Below are 21,836 nucleotides of genomic sequence, written 5' to 3'. Positions count from 1 at the left end.
GAACGAAGGAGAACGCCAAAGGAGCCTGGATACTAGGCGGCGCCCCTCAATTAAACAAGCTATTGCTTTGATAAATAGAAACTTCGGCGCGCTGCCGTCGCACAGGATGCGCGACACTTCGAAACCGATGCACGCCGTTTCTTCTTCCCCTTCTTCCTCGATGGATTCCTCTTCCGCCACCACCGGCGCCCTGCCCCGTCCCCCGATGCGTCGCCCCACCCTGCGTTTCCTGCTCTCGCACCCCGCGCACTTCATCGCGCTGGGCTTCGGCTCGGGGCTGTCGCCCTTCGCGCCCGGCACCGTGGGCACGCTGTGGGCCTGGGCCGCGTTCGTGGTGATGCAACTGTGGTTCACGCCCGCGACCATCGGCTGGATCATTCTGGCCGGCCTGCCGATCGGCTGGTGGGCCTGCACGGTGGCGGCGCGGAACATGAACGTGTCCGACCCCGGCGCCATCGTGTGGGACGAGGTGGTCGCCTTCTGGCTCGTGCTCTGGCTGGTGACGCCGGCCGGCCTGTGGGCGCAGGTCGTGGCCTTTGCGCTGTTCCGTTACTTCGACGCCGCCAAGCCCGGCCCGGTGGGCTGGGCCGACGCCGCCTTCAAGCCGCACGACCCCGCGCGGGTGCAGTGGTGGCGCGCGGGCTTCGGCATTCTTCTGGACGACCTGGTGGCGGCCTTCTGCACGCTCCTGGTCATTGCGCTGTGGCGCGCATGGTGAACCCGATGCAACCTTCCGCTTCCCCGGCCTTGGCCGAACAGGACGTGCCCGCGCTCGTCGCGACGCTGGCCGAACGGCTGCAGGCCCGGGGCTGGATGATGGCCACCGCCGAAAGCTGCACCGGCGGCCTGATCGCCGGCGCCTGCACCGACCTGGCGGGCTCCAGCGTGTGGTTCGAGCGCGGCTTCGTCACCTACTCGAACGCCGCCAAGACCGAGATGCTGGGCGTGGACGCCGCGCTCATCGAGGCCCACGGCGCCGTCAGCGAGCCCGTGGCGCGCGCGATGGCCGAAGGCGCCATTGCCCGTGGTGCCCCGGCGCGCGCGGCCGTGGCCGTGACCGGCGTGGCCGGCCCGGCAGGTGGCTCGCCCGACAAGCCGGTGGGCACCGTGTGGTTCGGCTGGTCGGTCGACGGGCAGGTGCGCACCGAGCGCCGCCGCTTCGACGGCGACCGTGCCACGGTGCGCGCGGCCACGGTGCACTACGCGCTGCAGACGCTGATCCAGCTGCTACCGCGCTGATCGCGCGCGGGCTGTTCAGGCCTGCATGAAATCGCCGACCGGCCGGCGCGGCGCGGGCGGCACCGGCGCCGTCGGAAAACCCAGGCGGCACATCATCTGCACGGTCGGGCTGCGCGCATGGCGCGACGGCGCGGCGCCGATCAGCATGTCGTGCACCGCCGCGTGGTGCGGCGCCATCTCCGCAAACTCCTCGAGCGGCTGGCTCATCGGCTGCATGCCCAGGCCCAGGTCGGTGGCGCGCAGCTGCTGGCGCACGTAGGCGCGGCCCGCGGCGATCTGCTCGCTGCGGCTGTTGCCGCCGGTGCTGATCCAGACGAAGCCCATCGCCGTGTGGGCCTGGTCCTCGAACATCTGCAGCGTCTGCCGAAAGGAGAGGCTGTCTTCGGCGGCCGGCACCTCGCGGTCGAAGCGGCCCAGCGCGACCGCCATGCGCAGCGCCGGGTCGTTGAGCGAGAAGCCGTCGCGGTGCGCCAGGATTTCCTGCGGCCCGATGCGCAGCAGGCGCAGGTTCTCGCGCGCGGTGTGGGGCGTGACCAGCTCCACGCGCGCCGCCGCCGCACACAGCTTGCGCAGCGGCAGCACGCGGGCCATGTCGACCGTGCCGGCCGATTGCACGCCCCCACCCGCCCCCGAGGCCACGGCCGCGGTGAGCCCCTGCAGCATGTCGGCCGACACCGTGCGGCCGGTGTCGAAGCGCTGCTTGGGCGTGCGCCGCCGCAGCACCTGCGCGAACAGCGGATCGGGCGTGCCGCCGCGCGACAGCGTGAGCCGCGCCACCGGCAGGTCGGGCCACTGCTGCGGCGCATCGCCCACCAGCTCGCCCTGCGGCCACAGCTGCACGCGCGCCTGCACGCCCTGCTGGGCCAACGCCATCACCAGCAGCTCGATGAACGCACCGTGGCCGATCATGAGCTGGCGGCCGAAGGGGTCGGTGGCGGGCTGCACGCGGGCGCGGTCGGCGTGCAGCACGATGGCGTCGGGCTCGCGCAGGTCGACCCGCCACGGTTGGCCGTTGTAGGCCGTGGGCGCGGTGACGGCATAGGCGACGGCGCGCTTGCGCACGTCGGGCTCGTCGCCCGGGCCGTTCCAGATCTCGAAGGCGGCGGCCGGCACGTCGGCGTGGAGCCACCAGGTGGCCAGGGCCGTGGCGCCCGCCGCCACCGCGAGGCCGCCGCCCAGCAGGCGCACGAAATTTCTGCGTTCTCTCATGGGCTCGATCGGTTGAAGCATCGGGCGCGTGACACACGGCCTGCCCGTGGCCGATTGCAGCACCGCCCCGTGCGGCGCCACGCGGCCCCCTGTCGTTTCCGACAGGGGGGCCGGCTCAGGGCGTGAGCAGGCCCAGCGCCAGGGCCCGCGCGCAGGTGGCGGTGCGGCCCTGCGTGTCGAGCTTGCGGGCGGCGCCCACGAGGTGGAAGTACACGGTGCGCTCGCTGATGTGCAGGATCTCGGAGATCTCCCAGGTCGACTTGCCAACGGCCACCCAGTGCAGCACCTCGCGCTGGCGCGCGCTCAGGAGCGGCACCTTGGCGTCACCCTGCAGCCGGCGCACGGTCGAATGCAGGCAGGAGGCGAAGTAGTTCATCGGCGCCAACGTCGCGCGCAGTTCGCGCAGGTCGGCGGTCGCGTCGGTGGTGAGGGTCATGAAGGCCCAGTCGATGCCGGGCGTCCACAGCGGCACGGTCAGCCCCGCCTTCAGCCCGTGCTCGCCGGCGCTGCGCAGCAGGCCGCGGGCGCGCTGCCCGATGTCGGCGCGCGTGTGGCTCACCTGCCCGAGCCAGCTCCACGCGGTGGCCGGCATGCCGGCGCGCACATGCTGCACGCGGGCGTCGGCCTGCTCGCCGGCGTTGCTGCGCAGCGACTCGTAGCGGGTGCGGGCCCACGCCGGGGGCAGGTCGTGGAAGAACACCAGCGCGTCCTGCGCGGGGGCGTCGGCACGGGGCGCGGGCACCGGGCGCTTGAGCACGTAGGCGCCGTGGTTGAAGCCCATCGCCCGCATCGCGCGGCGGTTGACCTGCGCGACCTCCTCGAGCGTGCGGGCGGCCATGACGGCCTCGACGAACTGCCAGTCGTTGATCACCTCGGCCATGGATGCGTCCCCTTGGGTTGTGTGCGGCGGGCGCAGCGCTGTGGTTCTGGTTTTTCTGCGCCACCGCCAGGGCACCGGGCCTGCAAGGACCGGCATCGGGGCGCATGTTAATGCGGGACACCCGGAATCACCCGTGCACTTCCTTGCACGGCGCATCCGGGCGATGATCCGGCACCACCCATCCCGAGGCCCCATGACCGCAGCCACCCACGCCCCGACCATCGAGCGCTTCTACAGCGCGTTCTCGCAACTCGACGCCGCCACCATGGCCGCCTGCTACGCGCCCGACGCAGTGTTCGACGACGAGGCCTTTTCGCTGCGCGGCCGGCGCGAGATCGGCGGCATGTGGCGCATGCTCTGCGACGCCACCAAGGCCAAGGGCGCCGACGTGTGGCGCCTGAGCTGGCGCGACGTGCAGGCCGACGGCCGCACGGGCAGCGCGCACTGGGACGCCCACTACCGCTTCAGCGCCACCGGCCGCCTGGTCGACAACAGCATCGACGCGCGCTTCACCTTCACGCCCGACGGCCTGATCGCCACACACCGCGACAGCTTCCCGTTCTGGACCTGGTCGCGGCAGGCGCTGGGCACGCCGGGCCTGCTGCTGGGCTGGACGCCGATGCTGCGCAACAAGGTGCGCGCCACCGCCGCCGCCAACCTCGCCACTTTTCTTGCACGCCAACCCTCATGACCACCTCTTCCTCGACCGCCCTCACCTTCACGAACAACGAAGCGCAGCACCGCTACGAAGCCGCGCTCGACGGCAAGCTCGCGGCCTATGCCGAGTACAACCTGCTGACCGACGCGATCATGTTCACGCACACCGAGGTGCTGCCCGAGCATGAAGGCAAGGGCGTGGGCTCGGGCATTGCGAGGCACGTGCTCGACGAGGCGCGCGCCAACGGGCGGCATGTGATTCCGGTGTGCCAGTTCATCGCGGGCTACATCCGCAAGCACCGCGAGTACGCCGACCTCGTGCGGCCGGATATTCAACGCGCCTTCAAGATCTGACGGAGGCCGCCTTCGGCGCTGGCAGCCACGCGAAGGCTGCGATGCCGATCACCAGCAGCGCCGCAATGACGGCCAGCACGGCGGTCAGCGGATCGCCGCCGTGCGCCGCGGCCACCGAGGCCGCCACGCCCGTGCCCCACTGCATGAACGCGACGCCCAGGAACATCGCCATGGTGAAGACGGCCATCGCGCGGCCCGTGAGCGCGGCCGGGTAGGCCACGCGCACGTCGGCGTACTGCCAGACGATGAAGCCCGAGAGCACGCCGATGAGCACCATGCCCGTGATGTCCAGCCACGCGGAATGCACCACGGCGATGAGCGCGAACAGGCCGGCGTAGAGAAGGCCGCAAGCCACGATCCAGCGGCGGCGCGCGGCGCCGTCGCGGTCGAAGCGGCCGAACAGCGGCGAACCGAAGAGCGCGATCACCGACACCGCGAGCGCGACGTTGCCGCTTTGCACCAGCGAGTAGCCGTGGCGCTCCATCATCAGCGGGCCCAGCCACAGCCCGCGCAGCGAGATGAAGGCCGCATACGTCACCGCGCCCAGCACCATGATGCCCAGCGTGTGCGGCATGGCGAACAGCGCGCCGAACTGGCGCACGGCTTCGGGAATCGACTCTTTCACCTGCGGCACGGCCGATGCGGGCTCGTGCACCCAGCGCCAGATCGCGAGCCAGGCCAGCGCAGACGCCAGTGCAAGCACCAGGAATCCCGCGCGCCACGAATACGCCTGCACCAGCCACGCGAGCGGCGTGCCCGTGGCCAGCATGCCCAGGCCGCCGATGGCCAGCACCAGGCCCGACACGGTGGCGAAACGCGCCGCTGGAAAGTGCCGCGCGATGAACACCGTGCACACCAGGAAGGCCGGCGCGCAGCCGACGCCGATCAGCGCCTGCCCGGCCACCAGCACGAGGTAGTTCGGCGACACAGCCGACAGCAGCGCGCCCGCGATCGCGACCGGGAAGGCCACGAGCACGGTGCGGCGCACGCCGTGCAGGTCGATGCCGATGCCCATGAAGAGCTGCATCGCGCCGAACGCGAAGTGGAAGGCGCCCGAGAAGATGCCGAGGGCCTGGGCGGAGAGATGAAAGTCCGACTGCAGCGGGCTCGCCATGATGGCGCCGACGGTGCGGAAGGCCTGGCTGAGCGCAACCCCTGCGCAGAGGGCGAGGACCATGACCCAGGCGGCTCGGGGTGTCAGGGGCTGTGCTGCAGGGCTCATGATTCGTCAGTGTTCTTGCTGTGATTCAGGGCGCGTGCACAGGCCACCGGGTACTTCCCTCCGCGAATGTCCCCCGGGGCTTCGCCCCTCCTCCTTGATTTCGCTGCGGGAAGCACCCAGTGTCCTGCGCACGATGGGCGCGGTCGTTGTGTGGCCAATCAACAGCTGCACTGCCCAACGCTCACGCCGATGGGGTGCCTTGCGCAGCGAAATCAAGGAGGAGGCCGAAGGCCGGGGGACATTCGCGGAGCAAGGTACCCCGTCGGCGTGAGCGCGCCCTGAACGGCAAGCCGTCCGGGACGCCTGGGACTCAACCCAGTCACTCACCGTGGCACTTCTTGTACTTCTTGCCGCTGCCGCAAGGGCAGGGATCGTTGCGGCCGGGCGTGGCTTCCTTGCGGATCGTCTCGACCTTCGGGCCCAGGCTCTTCCAGAGCTGGCGCAGGTCGTACACCGCCCAGATCGCGGCGCCGAAGTCGTCCAGGCGCTGCTGGCTCACGCTCGGCGGGCCGTTCTCGTCGTACATCGACAGCGTGGGCTTGGCGGTGTCGTCCTCGGTCAGCGCGACGAGGTTGTCGAGCGCGTCGTCGAGCATCTGCGCGGCTTCCTTGTCGCGCGGCGCGGCCCAGTCTTCGGGCCAGTTCTCGACCGCGTACATGAAGCCCAGCGCCCAGACCTGCGCGAACGAAGGGATCTCTTCGGCGGCCATCTCGGCGCGCTCTTCCTCGGGCAGCGAGGCGATGGCGCCGCGGGTGTCGAGCACCTCGGGCTGCCAGCTGCGCTCGTCCTCGAGCGATTCGACGGGCGCGTCCAGGCCTTCCTCGATCTCGCGCCAGCGGCGCTTCCAGTTCCAGACGAACTCCATGTGCTGGGCCGGCACGAAGTGGTCGCCCAGCAGCACGGGCCAGTATTCGGTGGGGTCGATGGGACGGCGCGTGCAGATCAGCGCGGCCATGAAGCCTTCGCAGAACTCCCACTGGGGAATTTCCTCGTCGTGCTCGCGCATGGCGTCGAGTGCGGTGTCGAGGGCGTCGAAATCGTCGGGCCCCAGGGCTTGCGAGGAGGCGGCCAGGGCGGTGTCAGGGGTATCGGGGGTGTCGGGTGTGGTCGTCATGGCAGCAGTCATGGCAGGTTGGGGGCAGCCCTCTATGATGCAGCAGGCTCCCGCCGACATCTGATGACTATGCCCACGATTATTCCGTTTCCCGCACGCTACAGCGCGTTCGCCCTGTGTGTGCTGGGTCTGGTCGCCTGCCTGGCGCTGGTTCTGGCCTCGCCGCACCTGTGGCTCGCGTGGATCGGCGTGGCCGCTTTCGCGGTGCTCACCGGCACCGGCGTGCACGACCTGCGTCAGGCGCGCCACGCCATCCTGCGCAACTACCCGGTCATCGGGCACCTGCGCTTTTTGCTCGAGTTCATCCGCCCCGAGATCCGCCAGTACTTCATCGAGAGCGACGCCGAGGCCGCGCCGTTCTCGCGCGCCCAGCGCTCGCTGGTGTACCAGCGCGCCAAGGGCGAGCCCGACAACCGGCCCTTCGGCACGCAGCTGAACGTGTCGGCCGCGGGCTACGAGTGGATCAACCACTCGATGCAGCCCACGAAGCTGGCCGGGCACGATTTCCGCATCGTGATCGGCGGCACGCCGCAGCCGGCCGATGCGAACCTGGCGCAGGTCTGCACGCAGCCCTACAGCGCGAGCGTGTTCAACATCTCGGCGATGAGCTTCGGCGCCCTGTCGGCCAACGCCATCCTCGCGCTCAACCAGGGCGCGCAGATGGGCGGCTTTGCGCACGACACCGGCGAAGGCTCGATCTCGCAGCACCACCGCGTGCACGGCGGCGACCTGATCTGGGAAATCGGCTCGGGCTACTTCGGCTGCCGCAACGACGACGGCACCTTCAACGCCGAGCGCTTCACCGCCAACGCGCGCGACCCGCAGGTGAAGATGATCGAGATCAAGCTCAGCCAGGGCGCCAAGCCCGGCCACGGCGGCGTGCTGCCGGCAGCCAAGGTCACGCCCGAGATCGCGGCGGCGCGCGGCGTGCCGGTGGGCGTGGACTGCGTCTCGCCCTCGTCGCACAGCGCGTTCTCCACGCCGACCGAGATGATGCATTTCGTGGCGAAGCTGCGCGAGCTGTCGGGCGGCAAGCCGACCGGCTTCAAGTTCTGCCTGGGCCATCCGTGGGAATGGTTCGGCATCGTCAAGGCGATGCAGGCGACGGGCATCACGCCCGACTTCATCGTGGTCGACGGCGCCGAGGGCGGCACCGGCGCGGCGCCGGTCGAGTTCAGCGACCACGTCGGCGCGCCGCTGCAGGAAGGCCTGCTGCTGGTGCACAACACGCTGATCGGCGTGAACCTGCGCCACCGCATCAAGATCGGCTGCGCGGCCAAGGTGATCACCGCCTTCGACGTGGCGCGCATGATGGCGCTGGGCGCCGACTGGTGCAACGCGGCGCGCGGTTTCATGATGGCGCTGGGCTGCATCCAGGCGCAGAGCTGCCACACCGGCCACTGCCCCACCGGCGTGACCACCCAGGACCCGGTGCGCCAGCAGGCGCTGGTAGTGCCGACCAAGGCCGACCGGGTGCGCAACTTCCATCGCAGCACGCTGCATGCGCTGCAGGAGCTGGTGCAGGCCGCGGGCCTGGACCATCCGCAGCAGATCACCGCGCACCACATCGTGCGCCGCATCTCCGACACCGAGGTGCGCCTCTTGAGCAACCTGGTGATGCAGGTGCAGCCCGGCGCGCTGCTCGGGCCGCTGGACAACCAGCACACCGTTTTCCGCACCTACTGGCCGCTGGCCAGTGCACAGAGTTTCCAGCCCGTGACGCAGGGCCCGCACGGGCTGCTGGCGCCGGGCTTCGCCATGGCCGCATGAATCCACTGAGACGAGGAGGCGCCGCGACGCGCCTGTACAGCCAACGGGGCGCCGCATCGGCGCCCGCGCCGCTCGACGACGCCCCGGGCTCGGCGCCCGGCGACTACGCCGAGTTCCTGCGCGTCACGCTGCCCAGGCAGGCCAAGAACGTGGCCAGCCACCGCTTCGGCAGCGAGCGCGTCTGGCTCAAGAAGGCCGGCCCGCGCCACGGCAAGTGGGGCTACCGCGTGATGGCGCTGGCCGCGCGGCTGGCCGGCCTCGACGTGATCAAGCCCGTGCCCAACCCGGGCGGCGAAGCCGCCATCGCCACCGAGGCACGCCGCCTGAAACAACTGGCCGCCGCGGGTCTGCGCGTGCCGATCGTGCTGGCGCAGCAGGCCGACGGGCTGCTGATTTCCGACCTTGGCGAAAGCGGCCGTGCCACCGTGGTGCTGCAGGAGCGCATCGACCAGGCCGCCGCCGCCGGCCCCGCCGCCCTGCTCGCCGTGTGGCGCGAGGGCCTGGCCGCCATCGCCGCCGTGCACCTGTGCGGCCAGCACCTGAGCCAGGCCTTCGACCGCAACCTCGTGCAGTGCCCCGATGGCGTGATCGGCTACATCGATTTCGAGGACGACCCCTCCGAGGTCATGACCCTGGCCGAATGCCAGGCCCGCGACTGGCTGAGCTACCTGCACTCCACGGCCATGATGCTCGAGGCCGCCGCGCCGCAGGCGGCGGGGCAGCACTGGCACGCGGCGCTGGCGGAAGTTGACGAGGAAGTGCGCGAGCGCATCGCGAACGCGGCGCGGCGCATGAAGTGGGCGCAGAAGCTGCCGGCCAGCCGGCGCTGGGGACGGGATACGCAGCGCGTGCGGGCCGTCGCGCGCTTGCTGGGGCAGTGGTACGAGCTGAACAAGGCCTGAGACGGACCGGCGTGGCCTAGGCCAGCGCCGAGCGCACCGCCACCCCGCGCAGCGCCAGCCGCTTCTTCATCGACAGCACCGCCTTGTCCTTGCTGAACAGCTGCGCCCCGTGCGCCACGGACAGGTCGATGAACACCTGGTCGTCCGGATCGCTGCACACGCAGGGCGCGCGCGCCGGCACCTCGGTCACCAGCTGCACGCGCGCATCGAAATCCGCGAGCACCACGGGAATCGTCAATTCGCGCTGCGCCATGCGCCGGGCGATCAGCGGGTAGCCCAGCACGCGTTCCAGTTCGCTGCGCATCGCGGGCGTGGCCAGCCAGCGCAGCGCGCCGCGTGCGAGGTCGTCGACCAGCGGCGCCCAGGCCGGGTCTTCGAAGACCAGCAGGTCGAGCGCGATGTTGGTGTCGATGACGACGAGGTCGGAGGCAGGCAAGGTCATGGTCGCGTGAAATCTGTCTATCGCCGATGTTGCACCATGCGGCGCCCGGGCTTCTAGCGCGCCGCCGGCCGCCCCGAGGGCATGGCCAGCACCTTCGCGTCGGCGACGAGCCGCGCGTAGGCGAAGTCGGTGAAGGCCTTGATCCGCGCCACCTCCTTCAGGTCGGGATGCGTCAGCACCCAGACCTGCGTGTCCAGCGCCTCCCTCGGCGGCTCGACCTGCACCAGCTCTTCCTCGGCATCGGCCAGCATGCACAGGAGCATGCCCAGGCCCAGGCCACGCTTCACGAGCTGCGTCATGCCGACGAGGCTGTCGACGCGCGCCGCGATCCGCGCCGGCGGCACCTGCGCGCGCAGCCACTTGGCCTGCAGCAGGTGCGACAGGCCTTCGTCGGGCGCGACCCAGTCGTGCTGGTCTAGCGGGGTCGTCGCCCCGTGCTTCGCGAGGTAGGCCTTCGACGCGTACACCGCCGTCTGCAGGCGCCCGGCCCGGCGCCCGACCAGGTGGTCCGGCGGCGCGTTGGTCGGGCGGATCGCCACGTCGGCCTCGCGCTTGGTCAGGCTCAGGAAGAGGTTGTTCATCACCACCTGCAGCTCGATGCCCGGGTGCAGCGCCCGGAAGTCCGCCAGGATCGGCCCGAGCAGCCCGGCCATGAAGGTGTCGGTGCTGGTGATGCGGATGACGCCGGTCAGCCGCAGGTCGAGCCCCATGAGGTGGCGCTGCGCGGCGTCGATCTGCTCGCCCACGCCCTGCAGGCGCTCGCGCAGCGCCTCGCCGGCCAGCGTCATCGCGTAGCCGGCGGGCAGGCGGTCGAACAGGCGCACCGCCATGCGCGCCTCGAGCGCGCCCAGGCGCCGCAGCACGGTGGAGTGGTTCACGCCCAGCTGGCGCGCGGCGCCGGAAAGCGAGCCGGCCTGGCCGACGGCCAGGAACACGCGAAAGTCGTCCCAGTCTGTGTCCTGCATTTATGCATATCCCGGATGCGATTTTTTCGAATGACTTTGCAAACGTGCCGATCCTACAGTCGTCCGCAAGGGGCCGCGATTCGCCTGCCCCGCATCCACACCACACGGAGGTCGAACCACCATGGACGCGTTTTTCATTCCCGCCTCGCTCGTCGCCGGGGGCCTGCTCGCGGTGCAGGCCGGCGCCAACGCCCAGCTCTCCAAGGCCACGGGGAGCCCGTTCACCGCCACGACCTTGCAGCTGTCGGTCGGCACGCTGGCCCTGCTGGCGGTGGCGCTCGCCACGGGCACGCTGACGGCGCTGTCCGGCCTGCCGGGCGTGCCGTGGTGGCACGTGATCGGCGGCACGGCCAGCGCCTTCTACGTGGTCTCGACCATCCTGCTGTTCCCGCGCCTGGGCGCGGTGGTGGCGGTCGGCCTGTTCATCGCGGGGCAGATGCTGGCCTCGTTCGCGCTCGACACCTTCGGCCTGCTCGGCGTGGCCCCCAAGGCGCTGACACCGGCCATGACCGGCGGCACGCTGGCGGTGCTGCTCGGGGCCGGGGCCATCGTCGCCGGGCAGGCCGGCAGCCTGCGCCAGGCGCTGGCAGGCAAGGCCGGCTGGATCGTGCTGGCGCTGCTGGCCGGCGCGGTGCTGCCGGTGCAGGGCGTGGTCAACGGCCTGCTGCGGCAGGACCTGGGCGCACCCTTCGCGGTGGGCGCGGTGAGCTTCTTCGTGGCGACGCTGGCGATGGCCCTGGCGCTGCTGCTCGTCACGCTGTTCCGGCGTGCGCCCGCGGCAAGGGCACCGCAAGGCACCGCGCTGCGCGGCATGCCGTGGTGGGGCTGGCTCGGTGGCTTGGCGGGCGCGGCCTATGTGACGACGGTGTTCACGGCGATCCCGGCCATCGGCGCCGCGGCCGCGGTCGGGCTGACGGTGGCGGGGCAGCAGGTGGCGTCGGTGTTCGTCGACCGCTACGGCTGGTTCCGGCTGCCGCAGCGCCCGGTGTCGGGCCTGCGCATGGCCGGCGTGGCCGTGCTGCTGCTCGGCGTGGCCATCATCAAGCTGCTGTGAAGGGAGCGAACGCCATGGCCTGGCTTCTTCTGCTTGCCGCCGGACTGGTGGAGATCGTGATGGCCCTCGCGCTGAAGGCCGCGGCGGGCTGGGAGCGCCCCGGCGCCGGCGCGCTGGGCCTGGGCGCGGCGCTGGCGAGCATCGTGCTGCTCACCGCCGCGATGAAGACGCTGCCGGTCGGGACGGCCTACGCGATCTGGACCGGCATCGGCGCCATCGGCGTCACGCTGATCGGCATCTTCTTTTTCCAGGAGAGCGCGGCGCCGCTGCGGCTGGCGTGCATCGCGCTGATCTTCCTGGGCATTGCAGGCCTGAAGCTGCAGAGCTGATTCAGGTGCCGGCGTCTGGCGGCGCCGCCCGGTTCGAGCCCCGCACCATGTCGAAGCGGAACAGCCGGCATTCGATGGGGCCGTTCCACATCGGCACGCGGCGCGACTCCTTCAGGCGCATCTGCTTGGGCAGCTTCAGGTCGGGCGTGAGCACCCAGGCGGTCCAGCCCGCGTAGTTCTTCTTCCAGTGGGTGGCGAGCTGCGGAAAGAAGTCGCCGCCGTCACCGCCTTCACCGTCACCCGGGGTCTGGGCGGCCTCGCGGGCGCCGAAGCGCGCCACGCCGCCGACCTCGATGCGCTCGCCGTACGGCGGGTTGAGCATGATCACGCCGCCCTCGGCCGGCGGCATGCGCTGCAGGGCGTCGCCGCCGCGGAACTCGATGGCGCCCGCCACGCCCGCGCGTTCGGCGTTGCGCTCGGCAAAGTCGACCATGCGGTGCGAGACGTCGGAGCCGAAGACGGCGATGGCGCTCGCATGCTGCGCGTTGGCGGCTTCATTCTTGATGGCGGCCCAGACATGCGCCTGGAACGGCAGCAGCTTCTCGAAGCCGAAGCGCCGCAGCGAACCCGCCGCGATGCCGCTGGCGATCTGCGCGGCCTCGATGGCGATGGTGCCGCTGCCGCAGCAGGGGTCGTACAGCGGGGCCTTGGCGACCTCGCCGGTCTCGGGGTTCCACCAGCCGCTGGCGGCCAGCATGGCGGCGGCCAGGGTTTCCTTCAACGGGGCGTCGCCCTTGTCCTGGCGCCAGCCGCGCTTGAACAGCGGCTCGCCCGAGGTGTCGATGTACAGCGTGCAGCTGTCGGTGGTCAGGTGCGCAAAGATGCGGCAGTCGGGCCACTGGGTCTCGATGCTCGGGCGCACGCCGTTGGCCTTGGCGCGGAAGCGGTCGGCCACGGCGTCCTTGATGCGCAGGGTGGCGAAGTTCAGGCTCTGCAGCGGGCTGTGCTGGGCCGTGGTCTCGATCTTGAAGGTCTGCTTGGGCGTGAACCAGATCTCCCAGGCCACGCCGTTGGCGATGGTGTACAGGTCGTTCTCGTTGCGGTACGGCCCGTGGGCCAGTTCGACCAGCACGCGCTGCGCGAGCCGGCTGTGCAGGTTGAGCTTGAGGCCGTCGCGCCAGTCGGCGCGCACGCGCACGCCACCGCGCAGGGTGAGCAGGTCCTGCCCGGCACGGCCGGTCAGGGCATGCACCTCCTGGGCAAGGAATTCCTCGACGCCGGCGGCGCAAGGCAGGAAAAATGAGAGATCGTTCACGGAAAGTCGGCCATCGGGAAGCCCGCTAAGGGCCCCCATTGTCGCCGGGGCTGGGGCCTTCTCTATATAGTCGATTTGCCCATGACGCCCACCCCCGCCTCCGCGGCCCCCCCGGCAGACGCCCGCGACGGCGACCACCGCTTCGCGATCCAGTGCGAAGTGCTGCGGTTGTCGATCCGCCCGCTCGGGCCGGTGCTGCTGGTGCAGTACCTGCTCAACTGCGGCGTGGCGGCGCTCTTCGCCTGGCAGTTCTCGCCGGTGCGCGCGCTGGTGTGGCTGGCGCTGGTCACCGGGGTCACGGTGATGCGCGGCTTCTTTGCGCAGCGCCTGCCCGAGCCCTTCACCCCCGCCACCCTGCGCGCCGCGCAGCGCCAGCACACGCTGCGCACGGCCATCTGGGAGCTGGCGCACGGCCTGGCGGGCGTGCTGCTGTTCAACCCCGAGCGGCCCGACCTGCAACTGCTGCTGGGCCTCATCCTCATGGGCATGACGCTGTCGTCGGCGTTCTCGGTGTCGTTCTACACGCCGGCCACGCAGCTGGCCATCACGCTGCTGCTGGCACCGGTGATCGTCACGGGCCTGTGGCTCGGGGCGCCGGTGATGATGGCCGTCGCGGTGATCGGCATCGGCCTGACCGCGATGATGTGGAAGCTGGTGGCCGACCATTCGCGCCAGCTCGAGGAGAACATCGGCCTGCGCCTGAACGAGCGCACGCTGCGCGAACAGGCACTGGCCGGCCTGCGCGCCTCCGAGCAGGCCCAGGCCGAGCGGCTGCGCTTCTTCTCGGCGGCCAACCACGACCTGCGCCAGCCGGTGATGGCCATCGGGCTGCAGGCCGAGGTGCTGCGCCAGCAGCTGCAGCACGGCACCGACAGCGCGGCGGTGCAGCACACGGTGGCCTCGCTCTCGCGCGCGCAGCAGGCGCTCGAGGGCCTGACCAACCAGCTGCTCGAGATCGGCCGCATCGAGGCCGCGGTCGATCCGCTGCGCCCGGCGGCGGTGGCGCTGGCGCCGCTGCTCAACGAGCTGGCGCGCCAGGCCGGCGAAGGCCGCGTCGCGGTACGCTGCCCGGCCGAGGCGGTGGCCTGGACCGACGCGGTGGCGCTGCGCCGCGTGCTCTCCAACCTGCTGGACAACGCCCTCAAGTTCACGCCGCGCGGGCGCGTGCTGCTGGCCGTGCGGGCGCGCCGCCGGCCCGGCACGGACACCGGGCGCGCGTGGCGCGTCGAGGTGCGCGACAGCGGCATCGGCATCGCGGCCGAATCGCAGACGCGCGTGTTCGACGACTTCGAACAGGTCGGCAACGTGGAGCGCAACCTGCAGCACGGCCACGGCCTGGGGCTGGCGATCGTGCGGCGGCTGGCGGGGCAGCTGGGCATCAAGGTCGCGCTGCGCTCGGCGCCGGGCAAGGGCTCGGTCTTCAGCTTCGAGCTGCCGGCGGCCCGCCCCGGTGCGGCGGCCGTGCCGGCCCCCGCGCCCTCGGTGGCGCTGGACGAGCCCGACGCCGATGCCGTGCTGCGCCCCGGCCTGGCCGTGCTGGTGGTCGAAGACAACATCGTGGTGGCCGACAGCCTCTCGGCGCTGCTGCGGCACTGGCACGTGGCGCCGCGCATCTACGCCAGCGCCGCCGAGGCCCTCGCGCTGGCCGACCTGGACGCGCTCGACGCGGCGCTGTGCGACATCCGCCTGCCCGGCGCGTTCAACGGCATCGCGCTGGCCGAGCGGCTGGCGCAGCGCAAGCCCGCGCTGACGATCGCGCTGATCTCGGCCGACATCACCGAGGCCACGCAGCAGCTGGCCGCCGCGCGCGGCTGGCACGCACTGCGCAAGCCGGTGCAGCCGGACGCGCTGCGGCGCGTGCTGCTGCGGGCCCAGCAGCAGCAACAACCGCCGTCGCCGTCGTAGCGCTCGGCGCGGGCCGGCCCCGCTGCGGTGTCATCGCTTCCGAGCTATGCTCCGCGCACAGGCCGCCGCCGCCCCTGCCCCGATGCCCGTCGAACCCCTTCCCGCCCCTGCCGTTGGCGCCGCCGCCCTGCGCGAGCCCCGCTACGGGCGGGTCGCGATGACCCTGCACTGGCTGCTCGCGGCGATGATCGTCGGCTCGCTCGGCGTCGGGCTCTACATGACGGGCCTGCCCTTCTCGCCGCAGCGCCTGAAGCTCTACAGCTGGCACAAGTGGGCCGGCATCACCATCCTCCTGCTGTCGGCGCTGCGGCTGCTGTGGCGCCTCACGCACCGCCCGCCGCCGCTGTCGGCGCGGGTGCTGGCGGCCATGCCGGCCTGGCAGCGGGCCGCGCACCGCATCAGCCATACGCTGATGTACCTGCTGTTCTTCGCGGTCCCGCTGTTCGGCTGGGCCTACAGCTCGGGCATGGGCGTGCCGGTCGTGTGGTTCGGCCTGCTGCCGCTGCCCGACCTGGTGACGGTCGACAAGGACTTCGCCGAGGCCGTGCTCAAGCCGCTGCACCAGCGCAGCGCCTTCCTGCTGGCCGGCGTCACGCTGCTGCACGTGGCGGCGGCGCTCAAGCACCACTGGATCGACCACGACGGTCTGTTGCAACGCATGTGGCCCGCGCCACGCAAGGAATCCGCCGGATGACGACCCGTCTTTTGTGGGGCACCGCCGCCCTCCTCGGCCTCGCGCTGCACGCCGCGGCCGAGCCCATGCCGGCCACCACCGCCAAACTGGTGCCCGAGAAGAGCCAGATCGCCTTCGTCAGCAAGCAGATGGGCGTGCCGGTGGAAGGCAGCTTCAAGCGCTTCGACGCGCAGGTCGCCTTCGACCCCAAGAAGCCCGAGGGCGGCTCGGTCGTGCTGCAGATCGACACCGCCAGCGCCGGCTTCGGCGTGCCCATGAGCGATGCCGAGCTGCCCAAGCCGACCTGGTTCGACACCGCGCATTTCCCGCAGGCCAGCTTCCGCTCGAGCGCCATCAAGGCGCTAGGCGAGGGCCGCTTCGAGATGGCCGGCAAGCTCACCATCAAGGGCGTCAGCAAGTACGTGACGGTGCCCGTGAACATCGTGTCGTCGGGCGGCGCCTATTCGGTCGCCACGGGCACCCTCACGATCCAGCGGCTCGACTACAAGGTGGGCGACGGCGAATGGACCGACACCTCGGTGGTCGGCAACGAGGTGCAGGTGCGCTTCAAGCTGACGCTCGCGGGTCTCGGGCCGCTGTGACGACGATTTCATTTCCCATGCATCCTTCTTCCTTTGCCATGAACAAGCTCTTCTTCGCCGCGGCCCTTTGCGCGGGCGCGGCCCTGCCCCTGGCCGCCACGGCCCAGGAATACACCGCGCCGCCGCTGGCCGCCAAGCCCGCGGGCGGGCCGGTCAAGAACGCCAGCTACGTGATCGACCCGACCCACACCTTCGTCATGTACGAGATGGGCCACTACGGCACCACCACCAACCGCGGCCGCTTCAGCACCAAGGACGGCTCGGTGAAGATCGACGGCACCGGCGCCAGCGGCAAGGTCGACATCACGATGGACATCAGCTCCATCAACACCGGCGTCGACCTGCTCAACCGCCACGTGCAGAGCAAGGACTTCTTCAACGTGGCCGAATTCCCCACCGGCCGCTTCGTGGCCGAGCGCATCGACTTCAGCGGCGACAAGGTGACCGACGTGCCCGGCACGCTCACGCTCATGGGCCAGACCAAGCCGGTGACGCTGAAGGCCGTGCGCTTCAACTGCTACCTGAACCCGCTCATCAACCGCCAGGTCTGCGGCGGCGACTTCGAGGCCACCGTGCAGCGCAGCGACTGGGGCATCACCTGGGGCCTGAACTTCGGCTTCGAGAACAAGGTGAAGCTGCTGGTGCAGGTCGAAGCCGTGAACGTGCAATGAACCCATCCCCCACCGGAGCCCACTCATGACCGACGCCCACCTCCTGTCCCTGCTCGGCATCGCCGGCGCCATGGCCGTGGGCGCGATGAGCCCCGGCCCGAGCTTCGTGATGGTGGCGCGCACGGCCGTGGCCTCGCGCAGCGACGGGCTCGCGGCGGCGCTGGGCATGGGCGCCGGCGGGCTGGCGTTCTCCATCGCGGCGCTGGCCGGACTGCAGGCGGCGTTCCTCGCGGTGCCGGGGCTGTACCTCGCGATCAAGGCCTTCGGCGGCGCGTACCTGATCTACCTGGGCTTTCGCATCTGGCGCGGCGCCCGCCAGCCGCTCGCGATCACGCCCGACACGGACGCCTCGCCCCGCAGCCAGGGCCGCAGCGGACGCACCTTCCTGCTCGGCCTGGCCACGCAGATCAGCAACCCGAAGACGGCGGTGGTGTACGCGAGCATCTTCGCGGCCTTCCTGCCGCGCGAGGTGCCGCTGGTGCTGGCGCTCGCGGTGCCGGCCGTGATCTTCTGCATCGAGACGGGCTGGTACGCGATCGTCGCGCTGGCGCTGTCATCGGCCGCGCCGCGCGCAGCCTACCTGCGCTACAAGACCTGGATCGACCGTGCGGCCGGCGGCGTGATGGGCCTGCTGGGCCTGCGGCTGGTGTGGTCGGCGGTGCGCGGCACCTGATCGATCAGGTTCGACCGGCGATGCCGGCTCCGGGCAATGCGCCCGGGGGAAGCCGCGTCTTTCTTCACGCGGTCTGGATTTCTTGAGGGGATGTGCGCGGCAGCCGGGTTGTTTTCAATCGGCAACGGCTATGGTCCCGCTTCCAGGTCCAGCTTCGTCATCAAGCCCATCGCATGCCATTCGTCCACCAACTCCTGATCGCCGCCGCTCTCACGGTTGTTGCAACACAGTCCTCTTCCGCGACGCTACAGGACGAAGATCTGAACAGGGCCCTGCAGGGCGTGTGGTGCAACTCCGATGACGGTGGAAAAACGTGCCATGGGTATGACGAATACGTCGACGGCACAAGCTCCTTTTGTGGGGCTTTTCCTGAAAGCAAGGAGCCCTACACCGCGGCAATGCGCTACAAGATTCAGGGCAATCGCATCTGCGCCGTGATCACTGCGAGCAGCAACCCGATCATTGGGCCCGGCTTTTCATTCTGCGATGAGATTCTTGAGATCGACGAACACTCCGTGCGCTCTTACATGGCCTGGTTCGATACGGTCGAGACGAGATTTCGTGTCCCGAAGTCTCAAATGACCTGCGCGACTCCCGAAAAGCCACCGCTCCCGCGTTGAGGCTCGCCGCCAGCGACCATCTGCGGCAGCGCCATGCTTGCAAAGCCTTTCGCAAAGCACCGCTGCGCTACAGCAAGCTCTCGGGCGTGAGCGGCGCCAGCAGCTCGAGCATGGTGCGGTCCCAGAAGCCCGAGTCGGGTTCTTCGTGCAGCACGGTGGTCTTGCCGCCTTCCTCGCTGACCCACTCGATGCGCCGCGAGCCGGTGGCGCCCGCATCGGCGCCTTCGGCAAAGCGCAGCCGGTAGGCGCCCTGCTGCTTGAGCACGTCGAGCAGCTTCAGTGTCTGCTGCGCCATCTCGGGGCTGCGGATGAACAGGCCGATCTCGGTGTTGTGAATCTCGGAGCGCGGATCGAAATTCATCGAGCCGACGAACAGGATGCGCTGGTCGATCACCGCCGACTTGGCGTGCAGCCGCCCCACCGAGGTGCCGAACAAACCCAGCCGCACGCTGCGCCGCGTGCGCGCGGAACTCAGCTCGTGCAGCTCGGCGCCCAGCGCCAGCATGTCGGCGCGGTAGCGGCGGTAGGCGGTGTGCACGAGCGGTTCGTCGGTGGCGGCGAGCGAGTTGGTGACCACGCTGATCTTCACGTTGCGTCCGCGGATCTCACGCATCACCTCCAGCCCCGACGCGCCCGGGATCAGGTAGGGCGAGACCAGCGTCACCTCGCTGCGCGCGCGGCGCATCTGCTCGACCACGTTGTAGCGCACGCTGTCCACGTCGAGCAGCGGCACGCCGCCATACGACGCGGTCTTGCCGATCACGCGGTCGGGTGAATCGGCATACGCCTCGGCGGTGGTCCAGATCAGGCCCAGTTTGCCGGCGTCGAGGTCGTCGGCCACCGGGCTGTAGCCGAGCAGGTCGTTGGGCGCGGGCTTGGGCGGCGGCGGCGTGGTGTCGGGGCCGGTGGCGGCGTCGAAGCGGCGCTGCAGCTCCTCGCGCGGCAGGTCGGTGTGCACGACCGCGCCGATCGGGCGCACGTGCGGACTGTTCCAGTACTGGTCGAACAGCACGCCCAGGCGCGGGATCAGCGCACCCGTCACGAAGGTGTCGAGGTCGATGAAGTTCGGGCCGGTGGTGCGGCGGAAGTACTGGTTGCCGATGTTGCGCCCGCCCGCCACCGCCATCGCGCCGTCGGCGATGAAGAGCTTGTTGTGCATGCGGCGGTTGACGCGGCTGAAGTCGAACAGCGAAGCGGTGAAGCGCTTCAAGAGGCTGCCGCGCCCGGCCGGGAACGGGTTGAACAGGCGCAGCTCCACGTTCGGCGTGGCGGCCAGGCCGAGCAGCAGCTCGTCTTCGCCAGAGGTGTACAGGTCGTCCATCAACAGGCGCACGCGCACGCCGCGCTGGGCCGCATCGCGCAGGGTGCGCAGCAGGTAGCGGCCGGTCTCGTCGTTCTCGATCTGGTAGTACTGCACGTCGAGCGTGCGCTGCGCGCGGCGCGCCAGCTGCAAGCGCGTGTCGAAGGCGAAGTCGCCGCCGGGCATCAGGCGAAAGCCGCTGAGGTCGGGGTCGGGCTGCGAGGCCAGCGCGATCTTGCCGAGCGCGGTGTCGGTCGAGACGGTGATGGCCTTGGTGGGCGGGCGCGGTGCGTCGTCGGGCAGCGTTGCGCAGCCGGCAAACAGCAGCGCCGCCGCGACGACGACCACCCAATGCCCACAGCGCGACAGCAGGCGGCTCGTCATCGTCGGTCTTCTAGAGTGCCTTGCGCAGATTGGCGGGCGCGATGCGCAGCGCTTCGCGGTACTTGGCGACGGTGCGGCGCGCGCACTCGATGCCCTGCTCTTTCAGCATCTCGGAAATCTGGCTGTCGGACAGCGGCTTCTTGATGCTCTCGGAACTCACGAACTGCTTGATGAGCGCGCGCACCGCGGTGCTCGACGCGTTGCCGCCGGTCTCGGTGCCCAGCGCCGAGCCGAAGAAGTACTTCAGCTCGACCGTGCCGAAGGGCGTGGCCATGTACTTGGCGGTGGTCACGCGCGAGATGGTCGACTCGTGCAGGCCCAGCTCGTCGGCGATCTCGCGCAGCACCAGCGGGCGCATGGCCAACTCGCCGTGCACGAAGTAGCTCTTCTGGCGCTCGACGATGGCGTTGCTCACGCGCAGGATGGTGTCGAAGCGCTGCTGGATGTTCTTGATGAACCAGCGCGCCTCCTGCAGCCGCTGCGACAGCGCCTGGCTGCCTTCGCCCTTGTGCGACTTGAGCGCGCCGGCGTAGATGTCGTGCACGCGCAGGCGCGGCATGACCTCGGGGTTGAGCATGACGCGGAACTTCACGTTGGTGCCGCGCCCGGTCTTGGTGACGATCACGTCGGGAATGACGATGTTGCGCTCGACGTCGACGAAACGGCGGCCCGGCTTGGGTTCGAGCCGCGCAATGATCTGCAGCGCCGAGCGCACCAGGTCTTCGTTGGTGCGCGTGAGCGTGGCCAGGCGCTTGAAGTCGCGCCGCGCGAGCAGCTCCATGGGCTGCTTGCAGATCGCGATGGCGGTCTTGCGGATGAGCGCTTCGGCCTCGGTCTCGTCTTCGCTGGCGAGCGCCTTCAGCTGGATGCTCAGGCATTCGCCGAGGTCGCGCGCGCCGACGCCCACCGGCTCCAGGCTCTGCAGCAGGCCCAGCGCCACCTGGAAGTGGTGCACGAGGTCGTCGAACTGGTCGTTGTCGTCGCCCGCCAGGCCCGAGGCCAATGCGGGCAGCGAGTCTTCGAGGTAGCCGTCGTCGTTGAGCGACTCGATCAAAAAGCGCAGCGCGGCGCAGTCGTTTTCATTGAGCCGCAGGCTCAGCGCCTGGCGGTGCAGGAACGACTGCAGCGACTCCTGGCTGCGCGCGAGTTCGGTGGCGTCGGCACGCTCGTCGTCGCCCAGGTTGTTCTGGCGCGCGGGCGCATCGCTGCCCCACTCGCTGTCGTCGGGCGCCATGTCGACGGTGCCGTCGCCTTCCCAGTCGGGCTCGCGCTCGGCGATCTCGGCGGCGGGGCCGTCGGTGTCGGGGGTCGAGGTGGTGGTGTCGCTGGACGTGGAGGACGTGCTGGCGGCGGACGGCGTGAACTCGGCCTCCCCCTCGCCCGCGTCGTCGCGCGGCACCGGCGCATCGGCCGTGTCCAGCCCGAACTCCTCGCGCGCCGCTTCTTCCGCGGTGCGTTCAAGGAACGGGTTCTCGTCCAGCATCTGCTCCACCTCCTGGCTCAGTTCGAGCGTGGAGAGCTGCAGAAGCCGGATCGACTGCTGCAGCTGAGGCGTCAAGGCCAGATGCTGCGAGACGCGAAGGGACAGCCCTTGCTTCATGGAGACCCGACCCTCC

At 70.4% G+C, this 21,836-nt stretch carries 23 protein-coding genes; 14 read left to right on the top strand and 9 right to left on the bottom strand.

Annotated elements, in window-relative coordinates; genetic code table 11:
- Positions 1-160: 160 nt before the first annotated feature.
- Positions 161-718, top strand: a complete 558-nt coding sequence (locus AC1RL8_RS28825) for a phosphatidylglycerophosphatase A family protein (protein ID WP_235926901.1) — start codon at positions 161-163, stop codon at positions 716-718.
- Entirely contained in the window at positions 712-1,239 is a 528-nt protein-coding gene (locus AC1RL8_RS28820; RefSeq protein WP_492687381.1) for a CinA family protein, read from the top strand. Before AC1RL8_RS28825 ends, AC1RL8_RS28820 begins: the two co-directional genes overlap by 7 nt.
- A 15-nt stretch (positions 1,240-1,254) precedes the next feature.
- Here the strand turns inward: AC1RL8_RS28820 and AC1RL8_RS28815 are convergent, their stop codons facing one another.
- Positions 1,255-2,448: an Acg family FMN-binding oxidoreductase gene (locus tag AC1RL8_RS28815; RefSeq protein WP_492687382.1), complete on the bottom strand. Its 1,194-nt coding sequence runs from the start codon at positions 2,446-2,448 to the stop codon at positions 1,255-1,257.
- 115 nt (positions 2,449-2,563) lie between these two features.
- Positions 2,564-3,328 carry a helix-turn-helix transcriptional regulator gene (locus tag AC1RL8_RS28810; RefSeq protein WP_159278735.1) on the bottom strand — a complete coding sequence of 255 codons (765 nt, stop codon included), beginning with the start codon at positions 3,326-3,328 and terminating at the stop codon, positions 2,564-2,566.
- Between the two features lie 193 nt (positions 3,329-3,521).
- Between AC1RL8_RS28810 and AC1RL8_RS28805 the strand changes: the two genes are divergently transcribed.
- Entirely contained in the window at positions 3,522-4,019 is a 498-nt protein-coding gene (locus tag AC1RL8_RS28805) for a nuclear transport factor 2 family protein (RefSeq protein ID WP_307697020.1), read from the top strand.
- Positions 4,016-4,339 (top strand): GNAT family N-acetyltransferase, encoded by a 324-nt coding sequence (locus AC1RL8_RS28800; protein ID WP_354347973.1) that lies wholly within the window; start codon positions 4,016-4,018, stop codon positions 4,337-4,339. The genes AC1RL8_RS28805 and AC1RL8_RS28800 overlap by 4 nt, the downstream gene beginning before the upstream one ends.
- On the opposite strand, the gene AC1RL8_RS28795 is transcribed toward AC1RL8_RS28800, so the two are convergent.
- The gene (locus AC1RL8_RS28795; protein WP_492687383.1) at positions 4,329-5,516 is read right to left on the bottom strand and encodes an MFS transporter; all 1,188 of its coding nucleotides are present in this window, start codon (positions 5,514-5,516) and stop codon (positions 4,329-4,331) included. The two genes, AC1RL8_RS28800 and AC1RL8_RS28795, sit on opposite strands and share 11 nt — an antisense overlap.
- A 364-nt stretch (positions 5,517-5,880) precedes the next feature.
- On the bottom strand, positions 5,881-6,675 hold the full coding sequence (locus AC1RL8_RS28790) for a UPF0149 family protein (protein ID WP_492686729.1): 795 nt from the start codon (positions 6,673-6,675) through the stop codon (positions 5,881-5,883).
- Positions 6,676-6,744: 69 nt separating this feature from the next.
- Between AC1RL8_RS28790 and AC1RL8_RS28785 the strand changes: the two genes are divergently transcribed.
- Positions 6,745-8,445 (top strand): FMN-binding glutamate synthase family protein, encoded by a 1,701-nt coding sequence (locus AC1RL8_RS28785; RefSeq protein ID WP_492686728.1) that lies wholly within the window; start codon positions 6,745-6,747, stop codon positions 8,443-8,445.
- A complete protein-coding gene (locus AC1RL8_RS28780) occupies positions 8,442-9,347 on the top strand; it encodes a BUD32 family EKC/KEOPS complex subunit (protein ID WP_070063745.1) in 906 nt (301 codons plus the stop codon). Before AC1RL8_RS28785 ends, AC1RL8_RS28780 begins: the two co-directional genes overlap by 4 nt.
- 16 nt (positions 9,348-9,363) lie before the next feature.
- Here AC1RL8_RS28780 and AC1RL8_RS28775 read toward each other — a convergent pair whose 3' ends face one another.
- Positions 9,364-9,789, bottom strand: a complete 426-nt coding sequence (locus AC1RL8_RS28775) for a PIN domain-containing protein (protein ID WP_139702167.1) — start codon at positions 9,787-9,789, stop codon at positions 9,364-9,366.
- Positions 9,790-9,842: 53 nt separating this feature from the next.
- Positions 9,843-10,754 carry a LysR family transcriptional regulator gene (locus AC1RL8_RS28770; RefSeq protein WP_492686727.1) on the bottom strand — a complete coding sequence of 304 codons (912 nt, stop codon included), beginning with the start codon at positions 10,752-10,754 and terminating at the stop codon, positions 9,843-9,845.
- A 121-nt stretch (positions 10,755-10,875) separates the two neighbouring features.
- Between AC1RL8_RS28770 and AC1RL8_RS28765 the strand changes: the two genes are divergently transcribed.
- Both AC1RL8_RS28765 and AC1RL8_RS28760 read left to right on the top strand, forming a co-directional pair.
- The gene (locus tag AC1RL8_RS28765; protein ID WP_492686726.1) at positions 10,876-11,808 is read left to right on the top strand and encodes a DMT family transporter; all 933 of its coding nucleotides are present in this window, start codon (positions 10,876-10,878) and stop codon (positions 11,806-11,808) included.
- Between the two features lie 14 nt (positions 11,809-11,822).
- Positions 11,823-12,137 carry a DMT family transporter gene (locus AC1RL8_RS28760; protein WP_492686725.1) on the top strand — a complete coding sequence of 105 codons (315 nt, stop codon included), beginning with the start codon at positions 11,823-11,825 and terminating at the stop codon, positions 12,135-12,137.
- Between the two features lies 1 nt (position 12,138).
- Here the strand turns inward: AC1RL8_RS28760 and AC1RL8_RS28755 are convergent, their stop codons facing one another.
- Entirely contained in the window at positions 12,139-13,392 is a 1,254-nt protein-coding gene (locus AC1RL8_RS28755; protein ID WP_492686724.1) for a THUMP domain-containing class I SAM-dependent RNA methyltransferase, read from the bottom strand.
- A gap of 81 nt (positions 13,393-13,473) precedes the next feature.
- Here AC1RL8_RS28755 and AC1RL8_RS28750 point away from each other — a divergent pair, with 81 nt between their 5' ends.
- From AC1RL8_RS28750 to AC1RL8_RS28725, 6 genes are all read left to right on the top strand, one after another.
- Positions 13,474-15,297 (top strand): sensor histidine kinase, encoded by a 1,824-nt coding sequence (locus AC1RL8_RS28750; protein WP_492686723.1) that lies wholly within the window; start codon positions 13,474-13,476, stop codon positions 15,295-15,297.
- 82 nt (positions 15,298-15,379) lie between these two features.
- Positions 15,380-15,991 carry a cytochrome b gene (locus AC1RL8_RS28745; RefSeq protein WP_492686722.1) on the top strand — a complete coding sequence of 204 codons (612 nt, stop codon included), beginning with the start codon at positions 15,380-15,382 and terminating at the stop codon, positions 15,989-15,991.
- Positions 15,988-16,572: a YceI family protein gene (locus tag AC1RL8_RS28740; protein WP_492686721.1), complete on the top strand. Its 585-nt coding sequence runs from the start codon at positions 15,988-15,990 to the stop codon at positions 16,570-16,572. Before AC1RL8_RS28745 ends, AC1RL8_RS28740 begins: the two co-directional genes overlap by 4 nt.
- Positions 16,573-16,610: 38 nt before the next feature.
- Complete coding sequence (locus tag AC1RL8_RS28735) at positions 16,611-17,243, top strand: YceI family protein (RefSeq protein WP_307587789.1); 633 nt, start codon at positions 16,611-16,613, stop codon at positions 17,241-17,243.
- A gap of 25 nt (positions 17,244-17,268) precedes the next feature.
- Entirely contained in the window at positions 17,269-17,916 is a 648-nt protein-coding gene (locus AC1RL8_RS28730; RefSeq protein WP_307587626.1) for a LysE family translocator, read from the top strand.
- A gap of 173 nt (positions 17,917-18,089) precedes the next feature.
- Positions 18,090-18,536 (top strand): hypothetical protein, encoded by a 447-nt coding sequence (locus tag AC1RL8_RS28725; RefSeq protein WP_062480322.1) that lies wholly within the window; start codon positions 18,090-18,092, stop codon positions 18,534-18,536.
- A 67-nt stretch (positions 18,537-18,603) separates the two neighbouring features.
- Here the strand turns inward: AC1RL8_RS28725 and AC1RL8_RS28720 are convergent, their stop codons facing one another.
- Together AC1RL8_RS28720 and rpoN are read right to left on the bottom strand one after the other, a co-directional pair.
- The gene (locus AC1RL8_RS28720; RefSeq protein WP_492686720.1) at positions 18,604-20,220 is read right to left on the bottom strand and encodes a phospholipase D family protein; all 1,617 of its coding nucleotides are present in this window, start codon (positions 20,218-20,220) and stop codon (positions 18,604-18,606) included.
- Positions 20,221-20,230: 10 nt separating this feature from the next.
- The gene (gene rpoN / locus AC1RL8_RS28715; RefSeq protein WP_492686719.1) at positions 20,231-21,820 is read right to left on the bottom strand and encodes an RNA polymerase factor sigma-54; all 1,590 of its coding nucleotides are present in this window, start codon (positions 21,818-21,820) and stop codon (positions 20,231-20,233) included.
- Positions 21,821-21,836 lie beyond the last annotated feature (16 nt).

It is taken from the genome of Variovorax sp. GW822-FHT04E09, from assembly GCF_058800845.1.
This window is presented reverse-complemented; position numbering and strand designations above follow the sequence as displayed.